This window comes from Streptomyces sp. NPDC021080 (genome assembly GCF_044333225.1).
Taxonomy (GTDB): domain Bacteria; phylum Actinomycetota; class Actinomycetes; order Streptomycetales; family Streptomycetaceae; genus Streptomyces.
In genome coordinates this window covers 51162-71263 of record NZ_JBIRQM010000017.1, presented here as the reverse complement: position 1 = coordinate 71263, position 20102 = coordinate 51162, and the positions used below count along the sequence as shown (strand labels likewise).

Annotated in this window: 17 protein-coding genes and 1 pseudogene; 11 read left to right on the top strand and 7 right to left on the bottom strand. The window is 70.8% G+C overall.

What is annotated here, in order from left to right:
* Nucleotides 1-445: 445 nt before the first annotated feature.
* Nucleotides 446-1741 (bottom strand): DUF1479 domain-containing protein, encoded by a 1296-nt coding sequence (locus ACH4S8_RS34610; protein WP_398401277.1) that lies wholly within the window; start codon nucleotides 1739-1741, stop codon nucleotides 446-448.
* Between the two features lie 85 nt (nucleotides 1742-1826).
* On the opposite strand from ACH4S8_RS34610, the gene ACH4S8_RS34605 reads away from it, so the two are divergent.
* The 3 genes from ACH4S8_RS34605 (at nucleotide 1827) to ACH4S8_RS34595 (ending at nucleotide 5117) form a co-directional block, all read left to right on the top strand.
* Entirely contained in the window at nucleotides 1827-2969 is a 1143-nt protein-coding gene (locus ACH4S8_RS34605; protein ID WP_398401275.1) for an ROK family protein, read from the top strand.
* Nucleotides 2970-3016: 47 nt separating this feature from the next.
* Nucleotides 3017-3856, top strand: a complete 840-nt coding sequence (locus ACH4S8_RS34600) for a Cof-type HAD-IIB family hydrolase (protein ID WP_398401273.1) — start codon at nucleotides 3017-3019, stop codon at nucleotides 3854-3856.
* Between the two features lie 484 nt (nucleotides 3857-4340).
* Complete coding sequence (locus tag ACH4S8_RS34595) at nucleotides 4341-5117, top strand: endonuclease/exonuclease/phosphatase family protein (RefSeq protein WP_398401271.1); 777 nt, start codon at nucleotides 4341-4343, stop codon at nucleotides 5115-5117.
* A gap of 352 nt (nucleotides 5118-5469) precedes the next feature.
* On the opposite strand, the gene ACH4S8_RS34590 is transcribed toward ACH4S8_RS34595, so the two are convergent.
* Nucleotides 5470-6045 (bottom strand): TetR/AcrR family transcriptional regulator, encoded by a 576-nt coding sequence (locus tag ACH4S8_RS34590; RefSeq protein WP_398401555.1) that lies wholly within the window; start codon nucleotides 6043-6045, stop codon nucleotides 5470-5472.
* Nucleotides 6046-6183: 138 nt separating this feature from the next.
* Here ACH4S8_RS34590 and ACH4S8_RS34585 point away from each other — a divergent pair, with 138 nt between their 5' ends.
* Together ACH4S8_RS34585 and ACH4S8_RS34580 are read left to right on the top strand one after the other, a co-directional pair.
* Complete coding sequence (locus ACH4S8_RS34585) at nucleotides 6184-7449, top strand: FAD-dependent oxidoreductase (protein ID WP_398401269.1); 1266 nt, start codon at nucleotides 6184-6186, stop codon at nucleotides 7447-7449.
* Between the two features lie 167 nt (nucleotides 7450-7616).
* Nucleotides 7617-7937, top strand: a complete 321-nt coding sequence (locus ACH4S8_RS34580; protein ID WP_398401267.1) for a hypothetical protein — start codon at nucleotides 7617-7619, stop codon at nucleotides 7935-7937.
* A gap of 58 nt (nucleotides 7938-7995) precedes the next feature.
* Here the strand turns inward: ACH4S8_RS34580 and ACH4S8_RS34575 are convergent.
* Together ACH4S8_RS34575 and ACH4S8_RS34570 are read right to left on the bottom strand one after the other, a co-directional pair.
* Nucleotides 7996-8346 (bottom strand): annotated as a pseudogene (locus tag ACH4S8_RS34575) (zinc ribbon domain-containing protein); the annotation flags it as partial.
* A gap of 50 nt (nucleotides 8347-8396) precedes the next feature.
* The gene (locus ACH4S8_RS34570) at nucleotides 8397-9485 is read right to left on the bottom strand and encodes a hypothetical protein (protein ID WP_398401265.1); all 1089 of its coding nucleotides are present in this window, start codon (nucleotides 9483-9485) and stop codon (nucleotides 8397-8399) included.
* A gap of 205 nt (nucleotides 9486-9690) precedes the next feature.
* Here ACH4S8_RS34570 and ACH4S8_RS34565 point away from each other — a divergent pair, with 205 nt between their 5' ends.
* The 3 genes from ACH4S8_RS34565 to ACH4S8_RS34555 all read left to right on the top strand — a co-directional run bounded on the left by ACH4S8_RS34565 (nucleotide 9691) and on the right by ACH4S8_RS34555 (nucleotide 11691).
* Entirely contained in the window at nucleotides 9691-10110 is a 420-nt protein-coding gene (locus ACH4S8_RS34565; RefSeq protein WP_398401263.1) for a hypothetical protein, read from the top strand.
* A gap of 290 nt (nucleotides 10111-10400) precedes the next feature.
* Nucleotides 10401-10769 carry a VOC family protein gene (locus ACH4S8_RS34560; protein WP_398401261.1) on the top strand — a complete coding sequence of 123 codons (369 nt, stop codon included), beginning with the start codon at nucleotides 10401-10403 and terminating at the stop codon, nucleotides 10767-10769.
* Nucleotides 10770-11310: 541 nt separating this feature from the next.
* A complete protein-coding gene (locus tag ACH4S8_RS34555) occupies nucleotides 11311-11691 on the top strand; it encodes a hypothetical protein (protein ID WP_398401259.1) in 381 nt (126 codons plus the stop codon).
* A gap of 14 nt (nucleotides 11692-11705) precedes the next feature.
* On the opposite strand, the gene ACH4S8_RS34550 is transcribed toward ACH4S8_RS34555, so the two are convergent.
* Both ACH4S8_RS34550 and ACH4S8_RS34545 read right to left on the bottom strand, forming a co-directional pair.
* The gene (locus tag ACH4S8_RS34550; RefSeq protein ID WP_398401257.1) at nucleotides 11706-12275 is read right to left on the bottom strand and encodes an SMI1/KNR4 family protein; all 570 of its coding nucleotides are present in this window, start codon (nucleotides 12273-12275) and stop codon (nucleotides 11706-11708) included.
* Between the two features lie 186 nt (nucleotides 12276-12461).
* The gene (locus ACH4S8_RS34545; protein WP_398401255.1) at nucleotides 12462-12977 is read right to left on the bottom strand and encodes a hypothetical protein; all 516 of its coding nucleotides are present in this window, start codon (nucleotides 12975-12977) and stop codon (nucleotides 12462-12464) included.
* Nucleotides 12978-13628: 651 nt separating this feature from the next.
* On the opposite strand from ACH4S8_RS34545, the gene ACH4S8_RS34540 reads away from it, so the two are divergent.
* Genes ACH4S8_RS34540 through ACH4S8_RS34530 form a run of 3 tightly spaced genes read left to right on the top strand, consistent with a single transcriptional unit; the run spans nucleotide 13629 to nucleotide 19062 of the window.
* Nucleotides 13629-14453 carry a hypothetical protein gene (locus tag ACH4S8_RS34540; RefSeq protein WP_398401253.1) on the top strand — a complete coding sequence of 275 codons (825 nt, stop codon included), beginning with the start codon at nucleotides 13629-13631 and terminating at the stop codon, nucleotides 14451-14453.
* Nucleotides 14453-16822 (top strand): bifunctional serine/threonine-protein kinase/ABC transporter substrate-binding protein, encoded by a 2370-nt coding sequence (locus ACH4S8_RS34535; RefSeq protein ID WP_398401251.1) that lies wholly within the window; start codon nucleotides 14453-14455, stop codon nucleotides 16820-16822. Before ACH4S8_RS34540 ends, ACH4S8_RS34535 begins: the two co-directional genes overlap by 1 nt.
* Nucleotides 16822-19062 (top strand): bifunctional serine/threonine-protein kinase/ABC transporter substrate-binding protein, encoded by a 2241-nt coding sequence (locus ACH4S8_RS34530; RefSeq protein ID WP_398401249.1) that lies wholly within the window; start codon nucleotides 16822-16824, stop codon nucleotides 19060-19062. Before ACH4S8_RS34535 ends, ACH4S8_RS34530 begins: the two co-directional genes overlap by 1 nt.
* 56 nt (nucleotides 19063-19118) lie before the next feature.
* Here ACH4S8_RS34530 and ACH4S8_RS34525 read toward each other — a convergent pair whose 3' ends face one another.
* Nucleotides 19119-20000, bottom strand: a complete 882-nt coding sequence (locus tag ACH4S8_RS34525) for a GyrI-like domain-containing protein (protein WP_398401247.1) — start codon at nucleotides 19998-20000, stop codon at nucleotides 19119-19121.
* Nucleotides 20001-20102 lie beyond the last annotated feature (102 nt).

Genomic DNA, 20102 nt, shown 5'->3' with positions numbered 1-20102 from the left:
TGGGACCTGCGTGCAGCGACCCGTCCGGCCCCAACAGATACCGGGGGCTCACTCCCAGGCCACCGGGAAGCACGTCGGCCAGCAGATCCCGGCCGCTGACGATCGGGCGGACCTCAATGGCACCTTGGCCGGGCGGTGGGCAGACGATACGCAGGCTGAGAAGATCCGGCTTCGTGACCATCGGCCGATGATCGCAGAGCCGACTGGTGCCGTCACGTGAAATTGGCATGACCTGCGCTCGGCCCAGTTGTGCGGCGCGGCTCCCCCGGCGGCACAGCCGGGGGGAGCCGCGGTCGGGGTCGGCCCTGGTGTCTCACCCGCGCTGGACGCAGCCGGGTCGGTGGCCGGGAGGGCGCGGCCCGGGCCGGCTGCCGGCCAGCAGCTGTACAGCCGCCGCATGCGTGACAGCCGGGACACCGGCCGATCGGCCTCTCGTTCCGGACGCTCAGCTCAGGTCGAGGCCCCGGCGGCCGGTGTCGTTGAGCTGGTCGGGGGTGAAGCGGCCGGTCCAAGAGCGCTCGTAGTGTTCTTCGGGGAAGTCGCTCGGGCTGGAGCCGGTGGTGAACGCGTCCCTGACGTGGGCCGCGTACTTCTCGTTGCGGGGGCACCAGGGGGCGGCGGGGATGTACATGACGTTGCTCCAGCCCCGCTGGTTCTCGACGGGTGCGACGCTGTGGATCATGTCGCAGTGCCACCACACGGAGTCGCCGGCCTTGACGTCGGGGATCGGTGTGAGGGCTCGGTAGAGCGAGGGGTGCCAGCGCTTGGTGACGGGGAAGACCTGGTTGGGCCGTACGCCGCACATGGAGTCCTCGGGGACGTCCGGCAGCAGGGGGCGCAGCAGGAGGTAGGCCATCACCTCGGGGATCGGGACGGTGTGCAGGACGCCCTGGTCGGCGTCCATGTCGGACAGGGCGGTCCAGCCCTGGAAGGTGCGGAACGCGGAGCACATGGTGGAGCCGGGGTACTGGGGTCCGTCGGTGCGGTGGGCGGCGTCCCAGGGGTCGTACCGCTCGACATCGCCGCTGAAGAGGTGGCGGAACGCCTGCTGGTACTCCTGGGTCATCCAGAGGTCCAGGGTGCCGGGGTCGCAGTGGGTTCCCAGGCCGGCGGAGTCCGTGCCCGGCGGGCGGCGCCTGATGCGGTCGGGGTAGAGGGCGTCGCGGTCGGGGTCGAACCACTGGGTACCGTCGTCGTCGGTGTGCTTCCAGAACGAGTTCAGGAAGGACTGGACCGTGGCCATCCGGTCGGACTGGCGGGCCTGCATCTGGGCCTGCGACCAGTAGACGGGGTAGATCTCGGGCTTGGAGCCGACGCTGCCGAAGAAGTCGTCGCCGGGGCCGGTGTAGGTCTCGAAGAACTTGTTGCGCTCGACGTAGTCGACGATGTCCTGGTCCCAGGCCCGCGCCTGGTCGCGCGGGAAGAGCCCTCGTACGACGAGGCAGCCGCGCTTCTTGAGCCTGGCCTTCTGCGCCGATGTGACGGTGCCAGCGGCGATGGCGTCGTAGTCCAGTACAGGCCAGATCTCCTCGCCGTGCTCGCGGTCCGCCTCGATCTCCGCGATGCGTGCCTCGATGCGCTGCTCGACGGCGGCGAACGCCTGCTCCACGGTGCGGCCATGAGCTTCGATGCGGGCGCGCAGGGCGGGCTTGATCTCACGGATGGCCGCAGCGATGTCTTCGGGGGTCCGGTTCCAGTGCGGCAGTGAGGGCACGGGGCGCTGTTCGGCGGTGAGCGTCATCTCGGCTCCTTTAGTCAGGACTCCTAACTAGTACAACGTAGATCCGCCTGCATGTTTAGGCAAGACTCCTTACTAGAATGCTCGTATGAACGCGCCGAAACCGTCCCTGGAACTGCTGCGCGGCTTGACGGACGAGAACGTGCTGCGCCTGCTGATGGCGCACGACCGTCTGACCAGGGCAGAGATCGCCACCAGGACCGGCATCTCCAAGCCGACCATCTCCGAGAGCGTCCAGCGCCTCGAACGGGCACGGCTGGTCGTCGACACCGGCGAGCGCACCACCGGGCGCGGCCGGGTCGGCTCCTACTACGCGCTGGCACCGCATCTCGGCACCGCCCTGGTGGCGAGCATCACCCCGCACGGCGTCGTCGCCGAGGCCGTGGACGCCCTCGGGCGCACCCACGGGCAGGTCCGTATCGCGCTGAAAGCCGACGCGGGGCAGGAAGCGGCCGCCGAAGCACTCGGCACGGCAGCCGTGGAGCTGAACGGCAAGGCCCGCGGCGGGCTGCGTCTGGCGGTCGTGAGCGCCGCCGACCCCGTCGACCGGGCGACCGGCCGGCTGGTGCATCTACCCGACGCCCCGTTCCTGGTGGGCGCGCTCGACCCGCCCGCCGTCCTGGCCGACACGGTGACCGGTCCGGTTCTCGTGGACAACGACGTGAACTGGGCCGCCCGCGCGGAGTACGAGATCGGCTGCGCTCAGGACGTCGACGACTTCGTCTACCTCCACCTCGGGGAAGGACTGGGCTGCGCCGTGGTCAGCGACGGCGTCGTACGCCGCGGACACCGCGGGCTCGCCGGGGAGATCGCGCACCTGTACACCGCGGGGCCGGACGGACGAGCCATGGCCTTCACCGAGGTGTTCGCCGCGCTCGACCTGCGCCGGGCTTCCTCCACCGCCGTCGACGTGCCGAAACTGCTGGGCGTCCTGGAAGCCGCCGATGCCGGCGCCGAGCGGGTACGCGCCGCACTGGCACACGCCATCGGCGGGGTCCTGTTCGCGGCCCTCTCCCTCACAGACCCCCAGACGGTCGTCGTCGGCGGAAGCTGGGGCTCCCATCCCCGCCTGATCACCGCGATCGAGGAACACTTCACCCGCTCGCCGCGGTCCGTCCCCGTCAGCGCGGCGGCCCTGCCCCTGCCCGAGCTGACCGGAGCGCGCGCACGCGCCGTCGACGAGCTCGGTTCCCTGATCGTCCGCGCCGCACACCCCACCACGCAGTGGTGACCACCCCCACCCCCAACCCCCTTCCGCACCACCCCACCAGGAATGTGATGAGCACCGAATCCGCCCCTGCCTCCCTCCCCGGCCGTCCCGACATCCGGCTCGTCGTCTCCGACATGGACGGCACCTTGCTGGACACCGAGGGACGTGTCCCGCAGGGGCTGTGGCCCCTGCTCGCAGATCTGCGCCGCCGGGGCATCGTCTTCAGTCCTGCCAGCGGGCGTCAGTACGCCACGCTGGCCCATCTGTTCGCCGGCGAGGACGACGGCATGGTCTACATAGCGGAGAACGGCTCGTACGTCGTCCGCGACGGCATGGAGATCTCCTCCGACCCCCTCGACCCCGCCGTCGCCGCCCGCCTGGTCAAGACAGTCCGGCAGCTGGCGGACGAGGGCGTGGACGTGGGCGCCGTCGTGTGCGGCAAGCGCGCTGCCTACACCGAACGCGGTGACCAGGCCTTCCTCGACGAAGTGGCCCCCTACTACCACGCGCACCGCCTGGTCGAGGACGCCACCGCGCTGGACGACGAGATCGTCAAGGTGGCGATCTTCGACTTCGGGCAGCCCGAGCGCGCCACGGAACCCGCCCTGGCCTCCTTCGCCGACACCCACCAGGTGGTCGTCTCCAGCGAGCACTGGATCGACGTCATGAACCACAGCGCCGACAAGGGGGTCGCCGTGCGCCGGCTCCAGGAGCACCTGGGCATCGGTCCGGCCCAGACGATGGTGTTCGGGGACTACCTCAACGACCTCGGCATGCTCGACGCCGCCGAGTGGTCGTACGCGATGGCCAACGCCCACCCCGCCGTCATCGACCGCGCCCGCCACCTGGCCCCCGCGCACAGCGACGACGGCGTCGTCCGCACCATCAGGAGCGTCCTGGGCATCTGAGACCGCCCCCAGCTCCCGGACGGGGAACCCCCGCTCCCCCTCCCCCGCGGCTGACCGGTCACCCTCCGGCCCGCCGGGCCTGGTGCCGACCGCGGCCCCACGTGCCTCCGAGCCCCCGGGCCCCGGAGCCCCCGGGCCCGGCGGAACACGGCGCGGCAAACGGTGCGGCCGCGTCGGACGGTGTGCCGGCAGCGTTGGACCCCGACCGCCAGGTGGTCCCGTTCTCCCCGCCGCGCACCGCTGACGCGACCGCGGCGGTGCGCTGGTCGACCAGGCCGGCGATCTGCGGGTGCGGCGGGTCGCTGGGGCCCGGGCAGTGGCAAGACGCGGCTGTCGCGGGCCCGCCCCGGGCCGAACGCCGTCGGTTCCTCTCGCGGCAATATCCGTCCCGGCTTCGGGCCTTCGGCGTGGGCGGCAGTACGATCAACGCCGTGAGCGGCTCCTCGACGGCCCGACAGGCCACCGGACGGAAGGTGACAAGTTCGTGAAGGCCCTGCGGCTGCTGACCATGAACACTCTCTTCACCGGCGACGTCCCGGCTCGGCTGCGTGCGCTCGGCGCGGCGCTCGACCGGTCCGACTACGACATCGTCTGCCTGCAGGAGGTCATGTTCCGCCGCAACGCCCGGCTGATCCGCCGCGCCGCTCCCGCATACCGGCACGTCGCCTGCTCGGGCACGGTCCTGCTCAAGGGCGGCCTGGTACTGCTGTCCCGGTGGCCGATCAGCCGTCGGCGGTTCGTGCGGTTCCCGATGACGGGACCGGTGCGCGGCGAACTGCTCATGCGCAAGGGTGCCCAGCTGGCGTCCATCGCCACCCCGGACGGTGAACTGGTGGTCCTGAACACCCACTTGTCGGCCAACCGCGACGACGACTGGTCCCCCACGAACCGGTACACGCGGATCGCAGGTGCTGAACTGGCCGTGCTCACCGAGCTGATCGCGGCCGTCGCCCCGTCCGTGCCCGTCGCCGTGGTGGGTGACCTGAACCTGCCGCGCGACTCGGCGGCGCTCACCGGCTTCGTCGCCACAGCGGGGCTGCGCGACCTCCTCGCCGGCGACAGTCGTCCGACCTACCGGCCGACACCTCAATGGCCGTCGCCGCCGGCTCTGGACCACGTACTGGTCCGGGCCGCAGCCGGGGAGACCCTGACCGGCGGCGCCGATCTCGTGTTCCAGGACAAGGTGACGCTGGGCGACGGCCGCCAGGCCTACCTGTCCGACCACTACGGCGTACAGGCGCAGTTGACCCGGTCGAAGTAGTACGGAGACCGGCCCTACCGGACTTGGTCACCCCGCAAACGGTGGGAGGCGGGCCATGTCCTCGCGCCGAACTTCGAAGTCGTCAGCGTGCAGTTGACCGACCGTGGCGTCCATGTCCCTGGCGTCGACCGGCAACAGCGCGTCGGGAAGCAGGCCGAGGGCGGTGATCCGGTCTTCTCCGGACAAGCCCAGCCCGACGGCGTGCTCGGGCTGAAGCCCAGGTCGTCACGGTGAGTGGCTGCCGTCATTTGACGCGACCGGTCTGCTCCGGGTGTCGCGACGAGGGCGCGGCGCACGGTGAAAGCCGCGCGCCCTATGGTGCCGCTCGTGACGCCTGGCCGCTGACGCCGGGTCAGTCGGCACGGGTGCCGGTCCAGCCGTTGTCGAGCAGGTCGAAGACCCGGTCGAGGGCGGTGTCGGGGTCGCGGGACCCGCGGACGAGAACGGGCGCCTCCAGGGCGAAGTGGGCCAGGGCCCGGCAGCCCGGGTCGTCGGCGGGCAGTCCGGCATCGTCGGCGATCGCCGCGGCCAGAGCGTGCTCGTGTCGCAGCCACATCCGGCGGACGTACTCGCGCAGCGCCGGGGTGGTGTCGATCAGGCGCAGGAAGTCGTCGAACCGGGGGTCGGTGTGGACCCGTCGGGAGTGTTGGCCCAGCAGCATCCGGTACAGGGCTCGTGGGACGGACTGGCCGGCGGGGCGTTCGCGGACCGCTGCGACCAGGGCCGCCTCGCGGTCCGCGTCCTGGTCGAAGACCAGCTCCTCCTTGCCGTCGGGGAAGTGTTTGAAGAGCGTCGTCACCGAGACGTCTGCCGCGTCCGCGATCTCGCGGACCCCGACGTTGTCGTAGCCCCGTTCGACGAACAACCGCAGTGCCGCGTCCGCCAGGGCCTGGCGGGTGGCTGCCTTCTTGCGCTCTCGGCGCCCCATCTCGGTCACCCGGCCACCTTACCGCGTTCATGGATCGACTTAGAAAGTTTAGCTGTTACGCTTTTTTAGCGGTTACACATAACTCGGCGCTGCCGCGACCCGTCAGCGACTCGCGCCACCCAAGAGGGGAAGGTCCCGATGACGAACAGCACACCCCGGATCTGCATAGTCGGCGGCGGCCCCGCCGGCCTGACCTGCGCCCGCGTCCTGCAAGGGCACGGCATCGAGGTCACCGTGTACGACGCCGACGACGCCGACGACGCCGTCGACTCCCGCGACCCCGGCGGCACGCTCGACCTCCACGCCGACTCCGGGCAGATCGCCCTCGCGGACGCCGGGCTGCTCGACGCCTTCATGGCGCAGGCCAGGCCGGAGGGGCAGGCCAAGACCCGCCGCGACCACCACGGCACGGTCCTGGCGGAGTTCACCCCGCGCCCCGGCGACGAGGCCGCTCCGGAGATCGACCGCGGCCGGCTGCGCCGCCTGCTCTTCGACCACCTGCGGCCCGGCACCGTCCGCTGGGGCCACCGGCTCGTCCGCGCGACCCGGCTCGATCACGGTGGGCACCGCCTGGAGTTCGCGGACGGCACCACCGTGGACGCCGACCTGGTGATCGGCGCCGACGGGGCATGGTCGAAAATCCGCCCCCTGGTCAGCGACGCCGCCCCGCGACACCTGGGAGTCTGCTTCCTGGACGCCCGGTTCGACGAGGTCGACGCCCGCCACCCCGAGGTCGCCGGGATCGTGGGCGCCGGCCACATGTTCTCCAACGACAACGACGGCCGCGCGGTGATCTTGCAGCGCAACGGCGACGGCGTGGTCCGCGGCTACATCGCGTTCCGCGCCACACCCGACTGGCACATCGGGGCCGGCGTGGACCTCAGCGACCGGGAGAGCATCCGCTCCCACCTGGCGCAGGAGTTCGGCCACTGGTCGACGGCCATGCGCGCGCTGATCGTCCGCAACGACGGCGACTACGTACCGCGGTCCTTCTGGGCACTGCCCGCCCCGCTCACCTGGGAGCACGTCCCCGGGGTCACGCTGATCGGCGACGCGGCCCACCTGATGGCGCCCTTCGGCGGTCACGGTGCCAACCTCGCGATGCTGGACGGCGCGGAACTCGCGCACGCCGTCAGCCGGACGGGCGGCCCCGACCCGGCGTCCGGCCTCGACGAGGCTGTCGCCCGGTACGAGTCGGGCATGTTCGCCCGCTCCGGAGAGCTGGCCGTGAGCTCGAACGACGCCCTGCTGCAGTTCTTCGCCACCACCGACACCCCGGATCTGCCGCCGGACCCCGAGCAGGAGCACCGTGACTACCTCGCCAGGGCGAAGGCTTACCGGCAGGAGCGGGCCCGGTCGGCGCCCGAGCACACCGAGGCTTCGGGTGAGCGCACCACGGCTTGAGGAAGTGCCGGTCACCATCCCCTTCATCGATATCTCCTTCATCGATCGGGCTGGTGTCCGCCGGGCACATCTGACTCGTCCATCACGTACGGAGGTATGTGCACCTCGATCGAGCCGGTTCTCATAGGGTCTGTCTGATCATTTGACCGGCTGAGGAGAGGGACCTGTTGGAGGAGAGTGAGGCGAGGCTGCTCGCAGAGGAGTTCGCTCGCGGCTTGACCGACCGGTGGGACGAATGGGCCTTCGAGCTCGGTCTGTGGGCGACCCCGGCCGTCACGGGCATGTTCGGTTTCACCTGGTACCCCACCGCCAAGGACAAGGACGGGCGTCCGATCCGATTGGGCGGGAACTGGCCCATCCTCGTCGACCAGGACACCGGCGCATGCCGACTCGTGCAGGGGACGAACGAACTTGCGGCTCTCAGGGGCACGTCGGCGATTCGCACTGCCCGCTGGGCGGCTGCCCGTGGAAAGCGACCCTCTGATTGACGTGCTCCTCGCCCTGAAGGGCAAGGATTCCGGCCTTCCTCGACTGGTTGCCGTGCCGCTACGCGGCACGGTTTCCGGTCGGGAATCCGTGGCTTCCTGTTTCTTCACGCTGTGCCGGGATCGTTCCTGGTCTTACCGGCGCTCCGCAGGCCGATGCCGCCAGTCCGGCGGCTGTTTCGATGTTGAGTGCGGCATTGTGGTCCCGGTCGTGGACAGCGCCGCAGGCGGTGCAGGTCCATTCCCGCACGTTCAGGGGTTTGGGTCCGTCCTTGACCCCGCAGGTGGAGCAGACCTGACTCGTCGGCTCGAACCAGCCGATCCTGACCAGGGTGCGACCGTACCGGGCGGCCTTGTACTCCAGCATGCCGATGAAGGCGGACCATCCCGCGTCGTACACGGACTCGGCGAGCGGGTACTGGCCCGGTTCTTCGGTCCCTTGGTCTTGCGGGACAGCTCCCGCTACCGGTCGGCCATCATGTCGTTCTCGACGGCCGGAGCCAGTCGGGCGAGCCAGCGCTGTGTCTCGGCCGGTTCGAGAATCCGGTCGAGGCGGAGAGTCGGCTTCATGTGCTCGAACACTCGGCCCACGCCCAGCATGTACGTGCCGTTCGGGGGGTGCAGCACGAGGACGCGAGTACCGTCGAGGGGCCCTATGTCGGCAGGCACACCTTCTGGGCCGATGTAGGCCCCCTGACCGTCGAAGAGGCGGAAGCAGCGGATCGCCGGGTCGTCGGTGCCGAGGCGGGGGTCCCCGCTGGTGGCCGCCTCGACCCAGGACCGCGCGGGGCGATCCCCGGCGACCATGCCTTGTCCGGGATCCCCGACGAGGCGATCCGCCAGGAGGATGTGCAACTGGCCGTTGTCCCCGACACCGCTCATCGTGAGGGCGTACCCCCGGTGTGCGCGAGGGTCGATGACGACCAGCGGCTCGTCGTCGAGGACGGCAGTCAGCGCGCCGGCCCAAACAGCTCGCTGAGACCGGTGGGCGACCGCTTCGGCGTGTTCGCGCAACTCGGTTTTGACGTCGTCGGCGACGGCCTCGCGGAAAGCCGCGTCCGCCATCACGGTGATCAGGGCTTTGAGCCAGTGCTCCATGTCGAACCAGGACATGGCGATCCGGGCCATGGTGTTCTTGTCGACGCCCAGACGCCACCGGGCCCGTCCGGTCAGCGTCCGTAGCAGTGGGTGGGTACTGGCGCTCACCGGTTCAGGCAGCGGCCGGCCGCGCGCAGCCTTGTCCCAGAGTCCCGGCACCATCGCGTTGAGCTTCATGGCTTCCGAGGCGCGCCGCGGCAGCACGTCGACGAGGGCCATGGGGGACGCTCCCCACTCGACACAGGCGCCCGCCAGAACCGCGGTCATGGCGAAGTCTCCACCCAGATCCGGCAGCAAGGGCGCGAGAGCTTCCACGGCGGCCGTCAGGCTCTCGGGGCCTCCCGCCCTGGCAGCATCCGCAAGCCGTTCCATCGCGGTTCGGTAGGCGGGAGCGGAACCGGACTTCATCTGAGTGACGAGGTCATCGACCAGGCGCTGTATCTCCGAAGGCACGAGGGGACGTTAACAGGGGCGACCGCCCGTCCAGAACCTTCATTCGAATCCGCCGGGCAACGAGCTGCCCCCGGCCTCCCCTACGGCGGCTCCGCCCAAAAGCATCGGCCCGTCGACCGAGCAGTACTCTGCGCCGACAACGGGACCTGCCCGTCTGGCGATCGAAGGAGAGACGGCCGTGGAGGTCGGAGGACAGGGCAGGTCGGTGGCAGAGCCGGAGAGAGGTCTCAACCGGCTTTCGGTGCTCGGGGTGTTCATAGTGCTGGCCGCAGGACTGGAACGTTGTCTGTCGCTGCTCAACGGACCGAAGTCGTACCCACTCTGCAGTGACCCTGTCGAACTGACAGAAGAACTCCACCGGGAAGCGAGCGTGAACCGGTGGCTCCTGCTGGCCGGCCTCGTGCTGGCCGTGGCAGCGCTGATCGTGTCGTTCGGACGCCGCGGGCGGGTTCTTCCCGTGCTCACGCTGGCTGCGGTTCTGACCTTGGTGGTCCTGGCGGACGGTTACGCTGCGCGCGCGGATGCCGTCGCCGCGCGGATCATGGCATCCCAGACCTGTGATGAACCCGGGACCCTGTACGAAACCTCCCGAGGCTGGTTCGACTGGAGTCCCCTCGGACCGTGATCCGCCCGGCTCCGCCGGAGGCCGCCCGCTCGGAATTCGCGCAGGTCGACAGCAGGTCCTGCCTTCGACCGACCCGGTCTGTGCCCTCAGCCCGAACCGCCGGCACACGTTGAAGCTCCGCCATCTTGAAGTGGCTGGTCAGCGAAGTGGCGCGACCTCGTTTCGGGGTGCTCGTGCCGGTCGCGGGCGGCAGTCCGTGCGCTGGATCGTCCGGCGGCGTGGTTCTGCCGATGAGTTCGCCGTCCGCGGACGGTCTACCCAGCGACACGACCGTTCTCGACAGGAGTGCCATGTCCACCATCCAGCCAGTGATCGTGACCGCCGACCATGACGTTCTGCTCGGCTTCTATACGAAATTGTTCGGCGCCGAGGAGATCTTCCGGGTGCCGGCGGAAGGTCCGGCCTTCTACCTCGGCTTGCGCATCGGCGACACCGACCTCGGGCTGGTGGCCAAGGAGGACCCGGGGACCGGAGGGGCACCGCGGATCCTGCTCAGCATCGGTGTCGACGACGTCGACGAGACGCTCGGCCGGGTGACGGCGCTGGGCGGCTCGGTCCGCAGCGGCCCCAAGGACATGCCCTGGGGACAGCGCGTCGCCCACATCCAGGACCCCGACGGCAACCCGGTGAACCTCACTCAGCCGATCCCGGCCCGGTGACGTTGTTCCGGGGGCATGTGCTGATCGTGGACTGCCTGCGATGAAGAGCGCGGTCGTACCGTATTCGAATCTGTCCCGGGCGAAGATGTCTGGCGCGATCGAAGCACCGGCTCCAGAGATTCGAGCCCCCGCTCCCCTCGATGATCAGTGCGAGCACCCCACGGAGCATCACGCCGTTCCCCTGCCTCACGAATGACATCACTGGCGCGGCATTGGTGATAGCCACCGTGCTTGCCGTCGCAGGCCTGATCGGAATCATGGCGGCCGTCGTCCTCCTGGCACGAGGCCAGACCGCAATCGTGCCCCGGCCGCACTTGTCGCACTCTCCTCGGTCGAGGGGCGGCAACCCGCTCCTCGACTCGACCGAATTTTCCGTGACCCTTGTCTCGTATTTGACGCCTATCGGCCCACTGACCAGCAGCTTATGATCTCTGGAATGCGTCATGCCATACCCCGTCTCGCCTGTCTCCTGCCCCTGATCGGATTGGTCGCAGGATGCGGAACCGCCCAAACTCCCCAGCCTTCCCCGAGCCGGCCAAAGGTGAGCGTCGACCCTTCAGCGGCGCAGCGCCGCACGGAATACGAGACCGTTCGCACGGAGCTGCTCCAAGCAGTGGCGGAGGTGAACGTGCCCGGCGGGTTCAGAGGAGACGGCAAAGAAAAGCCGTCCGGTGATTACTGCTCGATCTTTCTCGACGGCTTCGTCTCGACGAAGAGCGCGCCACACTCCCGTGAGAATGTGGCAGCGGCATTGCGGGCACACGGCTGGAAGCAGATACACGCCGGGGGTACTGACGAAAGTCTGCTCACCCGTGGCACCTGGGCGGTTTTCGTCACCCGCACGAGCGCGCCCCTCTTGGGTGCCAATGGCAAGTCGCTGCACGAACTCACGATCCGTGCCGACTGCAAGGGGAACTCGTAACAGCGGAGCGGGGGTCAGGTGATCGCGGTGGGGCCGTCGGCCGTGTGAGTGTCGTACTGGGCGTGGGAGTGATACCGGGCGCCGGGGCTGGGCCAGCTGCGGTCCGTGAAGGGCGGCCGGTCGATGCGATCGAAGCAGCGTACGAGAAAGTCGCAGAAGGTGCCCGCGGTCTCGAACCAGTCGTTGCACTCGCTGCCCACGACGATGCGCCAGTCATCAGGGTCCGGCTCGACCGCGAGGAAGTAGTACTCGCCCCCGTGTTCGTCCGAACCCCAGGAGATGAGGCCGCCAGGGTCGGGGTGAAAAGGGTACGGGTACATGTCCGGGTCGCCGATCCGGGCGCGGCGCCAGTCCTCCAGCGACCACAGCCGGTCCAGTTCGGCACGGTCGGCTTCCAGGGGCCGGCTCAGCGACAGGAAGCCGTCGATGCTCCCCGGCCCGTACAGATCCAGGAACGCCTTGTAGTCCGAGGGCAGCCGGACACCGAGATACTGCTCGGACGCCGTCCACAGCCCCGGCCGGGCCCAGCCCCAGGTTTCCGGTTCCCCCAGCAGCACGCCGAGACGGGCGAGCGACGCTGTCACGTGTCCCCTCCCCCATCCTCACGGCAGGACCTGTCCACGCCGCATCATGCATCACCAGCCGACCGGCGGCCGACTCGGTGTCGTCCTGCCTCTGTCCGCTCCGGGCATCCGTCGTTGATTGCGGTACAGCAGTGCGGTACCACCGCGACGGCAGCAGAACCCACCCCTCGACCGCACCTTCCCCTTCTACGCGTCCCGGTCCGGCGCGTCGGCCGGTGCAATTCCACGGGGATCCGCCGACAGCACCACGCGGTCGGCCGCGGGGTCGAACCGGATCACCGGGTTCCCGTAGTCACCCTCGGGCGTCATCAACACCGGTTTTCCCAAACGGCGGCCGACCGCGCGCAGGAAGCCGCACAAGGTGCCCACTCCCACCTGGCCCTGCAGTTCGCGAAGGTCGACGTCGAAATCGATCTCCACGGCGGACATCGGACGGAAGATCACCAAAACTCCGGGGACCGGCCACACATACAGGTCGACGGATTCGGCATCGGCGGGCCGCGCCAGGACCTCCGCGGCCGGCGGCAGCGGCGCCGGGACACCCCCTGCCTCGTACCTCCACGTCCAGCCGCTCGACCGGACCAGGTCGAACACTGCCTGCCAGTCCTCGACCGAGGTGCCCGGCACCGACACATCCGGCAGAGCACCCATCAGGTCAGGGTCGAAGAAGTTCCTGACGTCGTCCCACAGCAGATCCGGCACCTCACCATGCTGCCCGGCCGCCCCTCCCCGGCGCAGCCCGATTTCCTTCACGAACCCCGTGAAGGCCCCCGCGGCTCAGAACGCGATCGGCCGGTCCTTCCGAGGGCGGCGCAGACGAATGAATCGGCCTCGGCCCGCGCTGTGCCTGTGGCGCAAAGCGAGTTGGGGCAGTTGGCCGTAGCGCCGCCGACGGCAGACGGGCGAGGCCGGATGTCAGCGTGGCATGTCATGGTGGTGGCCGGACGAAGCCAGGGGAAGGAGCCCAAGTGACCTCGCCGGCCAAGCGATGCGGACCGGGGCCGCTGAGCAGGCTTGGCTCACGGAGATGTGGCCGGGGTGCGTGCCGGACGGCCCGCCGGCGGTCGAGGTTCTGCCGCGGGAGGGCAGGCGCCTGGAGGCCTGGGTTCGTGATCCTCTGTTCGGTCCCGTGAACTGACGACCAATCACCACCATTGGGACTCTTCGGCGTTGCGGTCCTCCGCATGTGCCGACGAGGACGGGGCCGGTGCACAGGGACTCAGCCCGTCCCCTGTTCGTGCAACCGTGCGGCTGGTCCTCGCGTCCGTCAGTAAGATCACCATAAGCGAGCGGGAGCTCGTGAGCGAGGGGGAAACGGGGATGAGCAACGGCAATACCGTTGTGCACAGAAGCATGCGGCCGTGGCGGGTTGCCGCGTCGATCGCCGCGGCGGCCGTGGTACTCGGCGGCTGCAGTTCCGGGGACGACGGCAAGACGGCCGAGGCGGGCTCTTCGACGCCTTCGAGGTCCGCGGCCGCGTCCGGTTCTCCCTCGGCCACGGCGTCCGCGTCGCCCTCGGGGGGTGGCGCGTCGCCGGGGACACCGTTCCAGGCGGACCCCGCCAAGGTGCCCAGGACGAAGAGCCGGGCCGAGGCACTGGCGGCGGCCGTCGCGCTGAAACCGCAGGGATGGGGCGCCGGTTTCCGGGCGCAGCAGCAGGCCGCGAGCACCCCGGGTACCGTCGCCGTGCTGGACGAGCAGTGCCGGTGGGAGCGGCGGTCGCTGCCCCACGGCGTCCTTGCCTCGCTCTCCCGCTACAGCGAGATTCCCGCCGCCGGCGGCAAGGGCGAGCTCAAGGTGAGCGCCGCGGTCACCGTGCACACCACCGTGCGCGACGCCGACGAGCAACTGGCCACCACCTTGGAGGAGCCGTTGCGCTGCCGGCAGCAGCAGGTCCGTACCGACGAGTGGATCTCGGGACTCATGTCGACCGCCATTCCCTACGGCCAGGGCAACAACACCTACTCCGACGACCAGGTCGTGGAAATGGGCAAGTACCTCACCGGGAAACGCGAGCAGACCTACTACTGGCACGTCACCCGGCTCGGCACGGTGACCCTGGCGGTGTCGGTGAAGGGCGCCGAAGGCTACTCGGACAACGAGGTGGCCAAGTACGCGGCGGAGGCCGACAGCGCGATGCTCACCCGCGTGGAGTCCGAGCTCAGAGGAGACAAGTGATGGAGTCGCTGCGTTCGTCGGATCCCGCGCGTATCGCGGACCATCGCCTGCTCGGGCGGCTCGGCGCCGGAGGCATGGGCGTCGTGTACCTGGCGCGTTCCTCGGGCGGCGCGCTGGTGGCGCTGAAGGTGCTGCTCGCCGAGTACGCCGAGGAGCCGGGCTTCAAGGAGCGGTTCCGCCGCGAGGTCGAGGTCGCCCGGCGGGTCGACAGCCCCTCGGTGGTGCCGCTGGTGGACGCCGATCCGGACGCCGAGTCGCCCTGGCTGGCGACGGCGTTCGTGCCCGGCCCGTCGCTGGCCGAGGCCGTGACCGCGTACGGGCCGCTGCCCGAGCGCGGTCTGCGGCTGCTCGGCACCCGGCTGGCCGAGGCGCTGGGCGAGGTGCACCGGGCCGGGCTGGTCCACCGGGATCTGAAGCCGGGCAACGTGCTGATCGCCCATGACGGCCCGCGGCTCATCGACTTCGGCATCGCCCGCGCACCGGAGGACCGGACGCTCACGGCGACCGGGGTGGTGGTCGGCACACCCGGTTATCTGTCTCCCGAGCAGGCCGAGGGGCGTGTCGGGGACGGCATCGGCCCGGCGAGCGACGTGTTCTCGCTCGGCTGTGTCCTTGCGTTCGCGGCGACCGGCCGGGCGCCGTTCGGCAGCGGAGCGGTCGACGCCCTGCTGTACCGGGCCGTCCACGACCCGGCGGACCTCGATGGAGTGCCGGCGTGGCTGCACGAGGTGCTGACCCGCTGCCTGGAGAAGGATCCTGCCCGGCGGCCCGATGTCGGTGAGCTGGTACTGGAGCTGACGGCCGACGGCGCCGCCCAGGACGGGACGGCGTCCGAAGCCGTACCGCGGGACCCAAGGGCATCCAGGGCCGCACCTCAAGACCCAAGAGCGTCCGAGACCACCCCTCGGGACCCGAGGGCATCCGAGACCACCCCTCAGGACGAAGGGACGTCCGAAGCCACCCCTCAGGACGAAGGGGCGGACGGATGGCTGCCCGAGCCTGTCACCCGGCTGATCGCCGAACGCTCGGCCGCCGCGCTCGCGCTGCCCGACATCGAACACACGCTGGCGCCGTCCGACGCGCCGGCCGCTCCCGACCCGGCGGAGCCCGACACGCGCGAGACGTCCGGGGAGGCGGAGCCGCGGGACTCCCGTCCGGCCGGCCGGCGTCGTTTCCTGCTGCTCGCCGGCGGGGCCGTGGCGTTGGCGGCGGGCGGGGGCGGGGCCTGGTGGGCGGCCGACCGCGACAACGGCTCGGGGGGCGAACACCGTGCCGCCGCCGCGTCCTCGCGTCGCCCGGCGTACACCATCGCGCTGCACGGTGACCTCAGCGGCCCGCAGCGGGAGACGGGCCGGGCCCAGGAGCGCGGACTGCGGCTCGCGGTCGCGCAGTTCAACGCGCGCGGCGACGCCCCGTTCACCGTGAAGGTCAAAGCCGTCGACGACGGGGGTGATCCGGCGGCCTCGGCCCGGGTCGCCGCGCGGCTCACCGCCGATCCGACGGTCCTCGCCGTGGTCGGCCCGACCACCGACGAGACCGCGCAGGCGGCGCTCGCGAAGTACGACGCCGGGCTGCTGCCCGTCGTCGGCGTGTCCCCCGGTGCGACCGCCCTGTCCTTCCAAGGGTTCCGCTCGTTCCTGCAGGCACGGATGCCCGACGCGGTGCTGCCCCTCTACGCGAGCGTCTACCTGCGCGGCGCCGCGCGATCGCGCAAGATCGGCATCGTCGTCGACCGCCCGGCCGGCAGCTACGGGACAAATCTGGCCAGCACCCTCAGCAATGACCTCAACAAGATCCGGTACCCGTCCGTGCCGAAGGTGGTCAGCGCGATGCGCCGCGACTTCGGCAGCACGGTGGACGCGGTGCTCTCCGCCGGCGCCGACTCCGTGTTCTTCGCCGGGCTGCCCGACCGGGGAGCGCTGATCGCCGGGACGCTGCGGGAACGCGCCTTCAAGGGGGCTCGGGTGTCCGGCCCGGCGCTGCTGGACGAACGGTTCCTGACGCAGGCTCAGGAAGGGTCCGAGGGCTGGGTGATGGTGGCCCCGGTCATCGACGCGACCCGCAAACCCGAGGCACGGAAGTTCACCGCCGCCTACCGCGAGCACTTCAAGGAGACGCCGCCCCGGTACGCGGCGGAGGCCTACGACGTGACCGCGATGCTGCTCAAGGCACTGGCCGGGCTGCCGTCCAAGAGCCGCACCCGGCAGAACCTGCTGACGGCCGTCCTGGGCGGGAAGTACGTGGGCATCACCAAGACGTTCGCCTTCCAGAAGAACGGCGCGATGGCCTTCGACGGCACCGGAGGCTTCCTCTGGCAGGTGCACCAGGGCGCCTTCGTGTACGACGGCCCCGCGCCGCTCACCGTCTGATGGAGCCCCTGCGGGCCGGCGACCCGTCCCGGATCGGCCGCTATCGCCTGCTGCGGCGGCTGGGCGCCGGCGGCATGGGCGTGGTCTTCCTCGCCCGTGCGCCGGGCGGGGCGATCGCCGCGGTGAAGACGGTCCGGCCCTCGTACGCCGACGAGAGCGGATTCCGGGCCCGTTTCCGCCGTGAGGTCGAGACCGCCCGGCAGGTCGGCAGCCGCTGGGTGGTCCCGCTGCTGGACGCGGACGCCGACGCGGAGACTCCGTGGCTGGCGACCTCGTACGTGCCGGGGCCCTCGCTCTCCGAGGCGGTGCACACCTTCGGGCCGCTGTCGCTCGCTTCCGTGCGGGTGCTGGGCGTGCGGCTCGCCGAGGCGCTCGAGGCGGTGCACGGGGCCGGTCTCGTGCACCGCGACGTGAAGCCGGGGAACATCCTGCTGGCCCCGGACGGGCCCCGGCTCATCGACTTCGGCATCGCCCGCGCGCCGGAGGGCACCGCGCTCACGTCCAGCGGTGTGATCGTCGGCTCGCCCGGCTTCCTGTCGCCCGAGCAGGCGCGGGCGCGGAGCGGTGAGATCGGCCCGCCCAGCGACGTGTTCTCGCTGGGGTGCGTGCTGGCGTTCGCCGCGACCGGGGTACGGCCCTTCGGCGACGGCGCGCCGGCGGGGGTACTGCTACGCACGATCTACGAGGAGCCCGACCCGGCGTCGCTCCCGGAGGATCTGACAGCCCTGGTGCGGGCCTGCCTGCACAAGGAGCCGGCCGGCCGCCCGAGCCTCGCGCAGCTCCGTGCGTCGCTCGGGGAGATCACGGCGGCGTCCGAGTCCGCCGAACCGTCCGGCTGGCTGCCCGCGCCGGTCACCCGGCTGATCAACGACCGGTCCGCCGCCGTGCTCACCATCGGCGCGATCGAGCCGACCCAGGTGTCCGCGTCCGCGCCGTCGAACACCGCGGACACGGCCGGCACGGCCTCTCCGGAGGCCGCGACGATGACGGCCGTCACCGCCACCCGCCCCACCGGGCTCATCGTCGGCCGCCGCGGCTTCCTGCGCCTCGGCTCGACGGCGGGGCTCCTCGCGGCGGGCGGTGGCGGGGCCTGGTGGTGGAGCACCCGGGCGAAGCCGGGAACGTCCACGCCGTCCGGGAGCGGTCCCCGCCGCCCGGAGCTGGTCGTGGCGTTCCACGGCGATCTGACCGGCGCCCACAAGGAGAGCGGGAAGGCCCAGCTCAACGGTGCACGGCTGGCCGTCGAACAGCTCAACGCGCAGAGTGGCCGCCCCTTTTCGCTGAAACTGCAGGTACACGACGACGGCGGCGACACCGGACGGGCCGGCGAGCTGGCCACCCGGCTGACCAAGGACGCCGAGGTGCTCGCCGTACTGGGCCCCACCACCGACGCCTGTTTCCAGGCCACCGAGAAGACGTACACCCAGGCGGCGATGCCCGTCGTGTCCGTCTCGGTGGGCGTCAGCACCCTGAATTCGAGGTTCGGCGACAACTTCTTCCACTCCCATGCGGCGCTGCACGTCACGTACGACCTTCTCGCCGCCCCTTGCGTCCGCTACCTCAGCGACCACGTCGACGCCCGCCGTGTGTTCGTCGTGGACGACCGGGCTCAGGGCGACTTCGCCTGGATGGTGTGCAACAGGGCCGAGCAGGCGCTGCGGCAGCTCGGCCGGGACCCCACGGTGAAACGTGTGGCCGCCGGGAGGATCGACTACGCGTCGCTCGCCGCCGAGGTGAAGTCCGCTCGCGCGGACGCGGTCGTCTTCACCGGGGACGCGGCCCGGGCCGCCGGACTCGCGTCGGCGCTGGCCGCCGCCCGGTTCACCGGCACCCGGATGGCGACCGAACGCGCCCTCGACCCACAGTTCCTCGCGTCGGCGGGCGCCGCCGCGACGGGCTGGGTCTTCGCCACCGGTTTCACCGACCCGACGGCCCTGGCCTCCGCCCGCGCGTTCACGGCGGCCTACCGCGCGCGTTTCGGCGCCGATCCCGGCTGGTACACCGCGGAGGCCTACGACGCCGCGAGGTTCCTGGCCAAGGCCTGCGACAAGGACGGCACCATGCTGAGGGAACGGGGCGCGATCGCCCGCCGGATGCCCGAGATCACGTATTCCGGCATCACCCGCACGGTCAAGTACGAGTCGGGGTTCGGCTACATCCACGACCCGATGTTCGAGTTCCAGGTCGTCCACGGCGCGTTCCGGTACCTGGGGCAGTACCTGGAGGCCGCGGTGTCGTGACGGGCCTCGGGCCGCTTCAGCAGGTCAGTCGGAACTCCGGGGCCCGGCAGCCGTGTTCACGCCCCGGCGTTTCCGCTGTCCCGCACGACCGGGATCCACAGCTGGGAGTCGGTCTCCGCGCCGATCTCCACCGGCTGCGTCCGCAGAAGCTCCGGACCTGGTCGGGTCGTGTACAGGTTCGAGGGGAACCACTGCGTGAACACGTCTCGCCACAGCTGCTGGAGGGCGCTCGGATAGGGCCCGTGGTTGTCGAAGACGGCCCAGGTCCCGGCCGGCACGTCCAGGGCGTCGAGCTCCTCGGCGACCGCGTCGGGGCCGGTCACCACGCCGACCCAGTAGTCCGCCTCGGCGCCCTCCTCGCGGCTGCCGGTCAGGTACACCGCCGCCGACAGGACCCCTTGCGGCTCCCCGTCGGCCAGTTCCTTCATCCGGACGACCGTCTGTTCGTCCAGGCTCTCCACGTGTGCCGTGGCGGCCGCGTTGACCCCGTCGTGCACCAGCGGGACCCGGGCTTTCCGGCCGACGACCCGGAACGACTCCTTCTCCACGATCCGGTACCGCATGGTCGTACTTCCTTCGACGACGACGCGGAAGGACATGCGCGGCTGTGCCGTGAGCACCGCACCCGTGCGCCGGGCCTCGCTCGGCCCGATGCCGTGCACCGACCGGAACGCCCTGGCGAACGCCTCGCCCGAGCCGTACCCGTAGCGCACCGCGACATCGAGCAGCGTCGGCTCCCCGGCCAGCACCTCGGCCCCGGCGAGCGTCATCCGCCGGCGCCGTACGTAGACCGGGAGCGGCATCCCGGCGAGCGCGGAGAACAGCCGCCGGAAATGGTACTCCGACACCGCGGCGATCCGGGCCACCTCGGCCATGTCGACCTCCCCGTCGAGACAGGCCTCCAGGTGGTCCAGCGCCTGATTCAGCCGCTCCAGCACGCGTATCCGTCCTTCCTTGCCGATGCGGGCGGTCCCGGGGACGACCGGTCGAGCCGCGGGGCGGAGGCAGGAGCGGTCCACCGACGGGCCGACCGCACGGCC

Bases quoted from the DNA above. Each gene is read 5' to 3' on its own strand.
- ACH4S8_RS34610 (WP_398401277.1), bottom strand. From the start codon at position 1,741: ATGACGCTCACCGCCGAACAGCGCCCCGTGCCCTCACTGCCGCACTGG.
- ACH4S8_RS34605 (WP_398401275.1), top strand. From the start codon at position 1,827: ATGAACGCGCCGAAACCGTCCCTGGAACTGCTGCGCGGCTTGACGGAC.
- ACH4S8_RS34600 (WP_398401273.1), top strand. From the start codon at position 3,017: ATGAGCACCGAATCCGCCCCTGCCTCCCTCCCCGGCCGTCCCGACATC.
- ACH4S8_RS34590 (WP_398401555.1), bottom strand. From the start codon at position 6,045: ATGGGGCGCCGAGAGCGCAAGAAGGCAGCCACCCGCCAGGCCCTGGCG.
- ACH4S8_RS34585 (WP_398401269.1), top strand. From the start codon at position 6,184: ATGACGAACAGCACACCCCGGATCTGCATAGTCGGCGGCGGCCCCGCC.
- ACH4S8_RS34560 (WP_398401261.1), top strand. From the start codon at position 10,401: ATGTCCACCATCCAGCCAGTGATCGTGACCGCCGACCATGACGTTCTG.
- ACH4S8_RS34540 (WP_398401253.1), top strand. From the start codon at position 13,629: ATGCGGCCGTGGCGGGTTGCCGCGTCGATCGCCGCGGCGGCCGTGGTA.
- ACH4S8_RS34535 (WP_398401251.1), top strand. From the start codon at position 14,453: ATGGAGTCGCTGCGTTCGTCGGATCCCGCGCGTATCGCGGACCATCGC.
- ACH4S8_RS34530 (WP_398401249.1), top strand. From the start codon at position 16,822: ATGGAGCCCCTGCGGGCCGGCGACCCGTCCCGGATCGGCCGCTATCGC.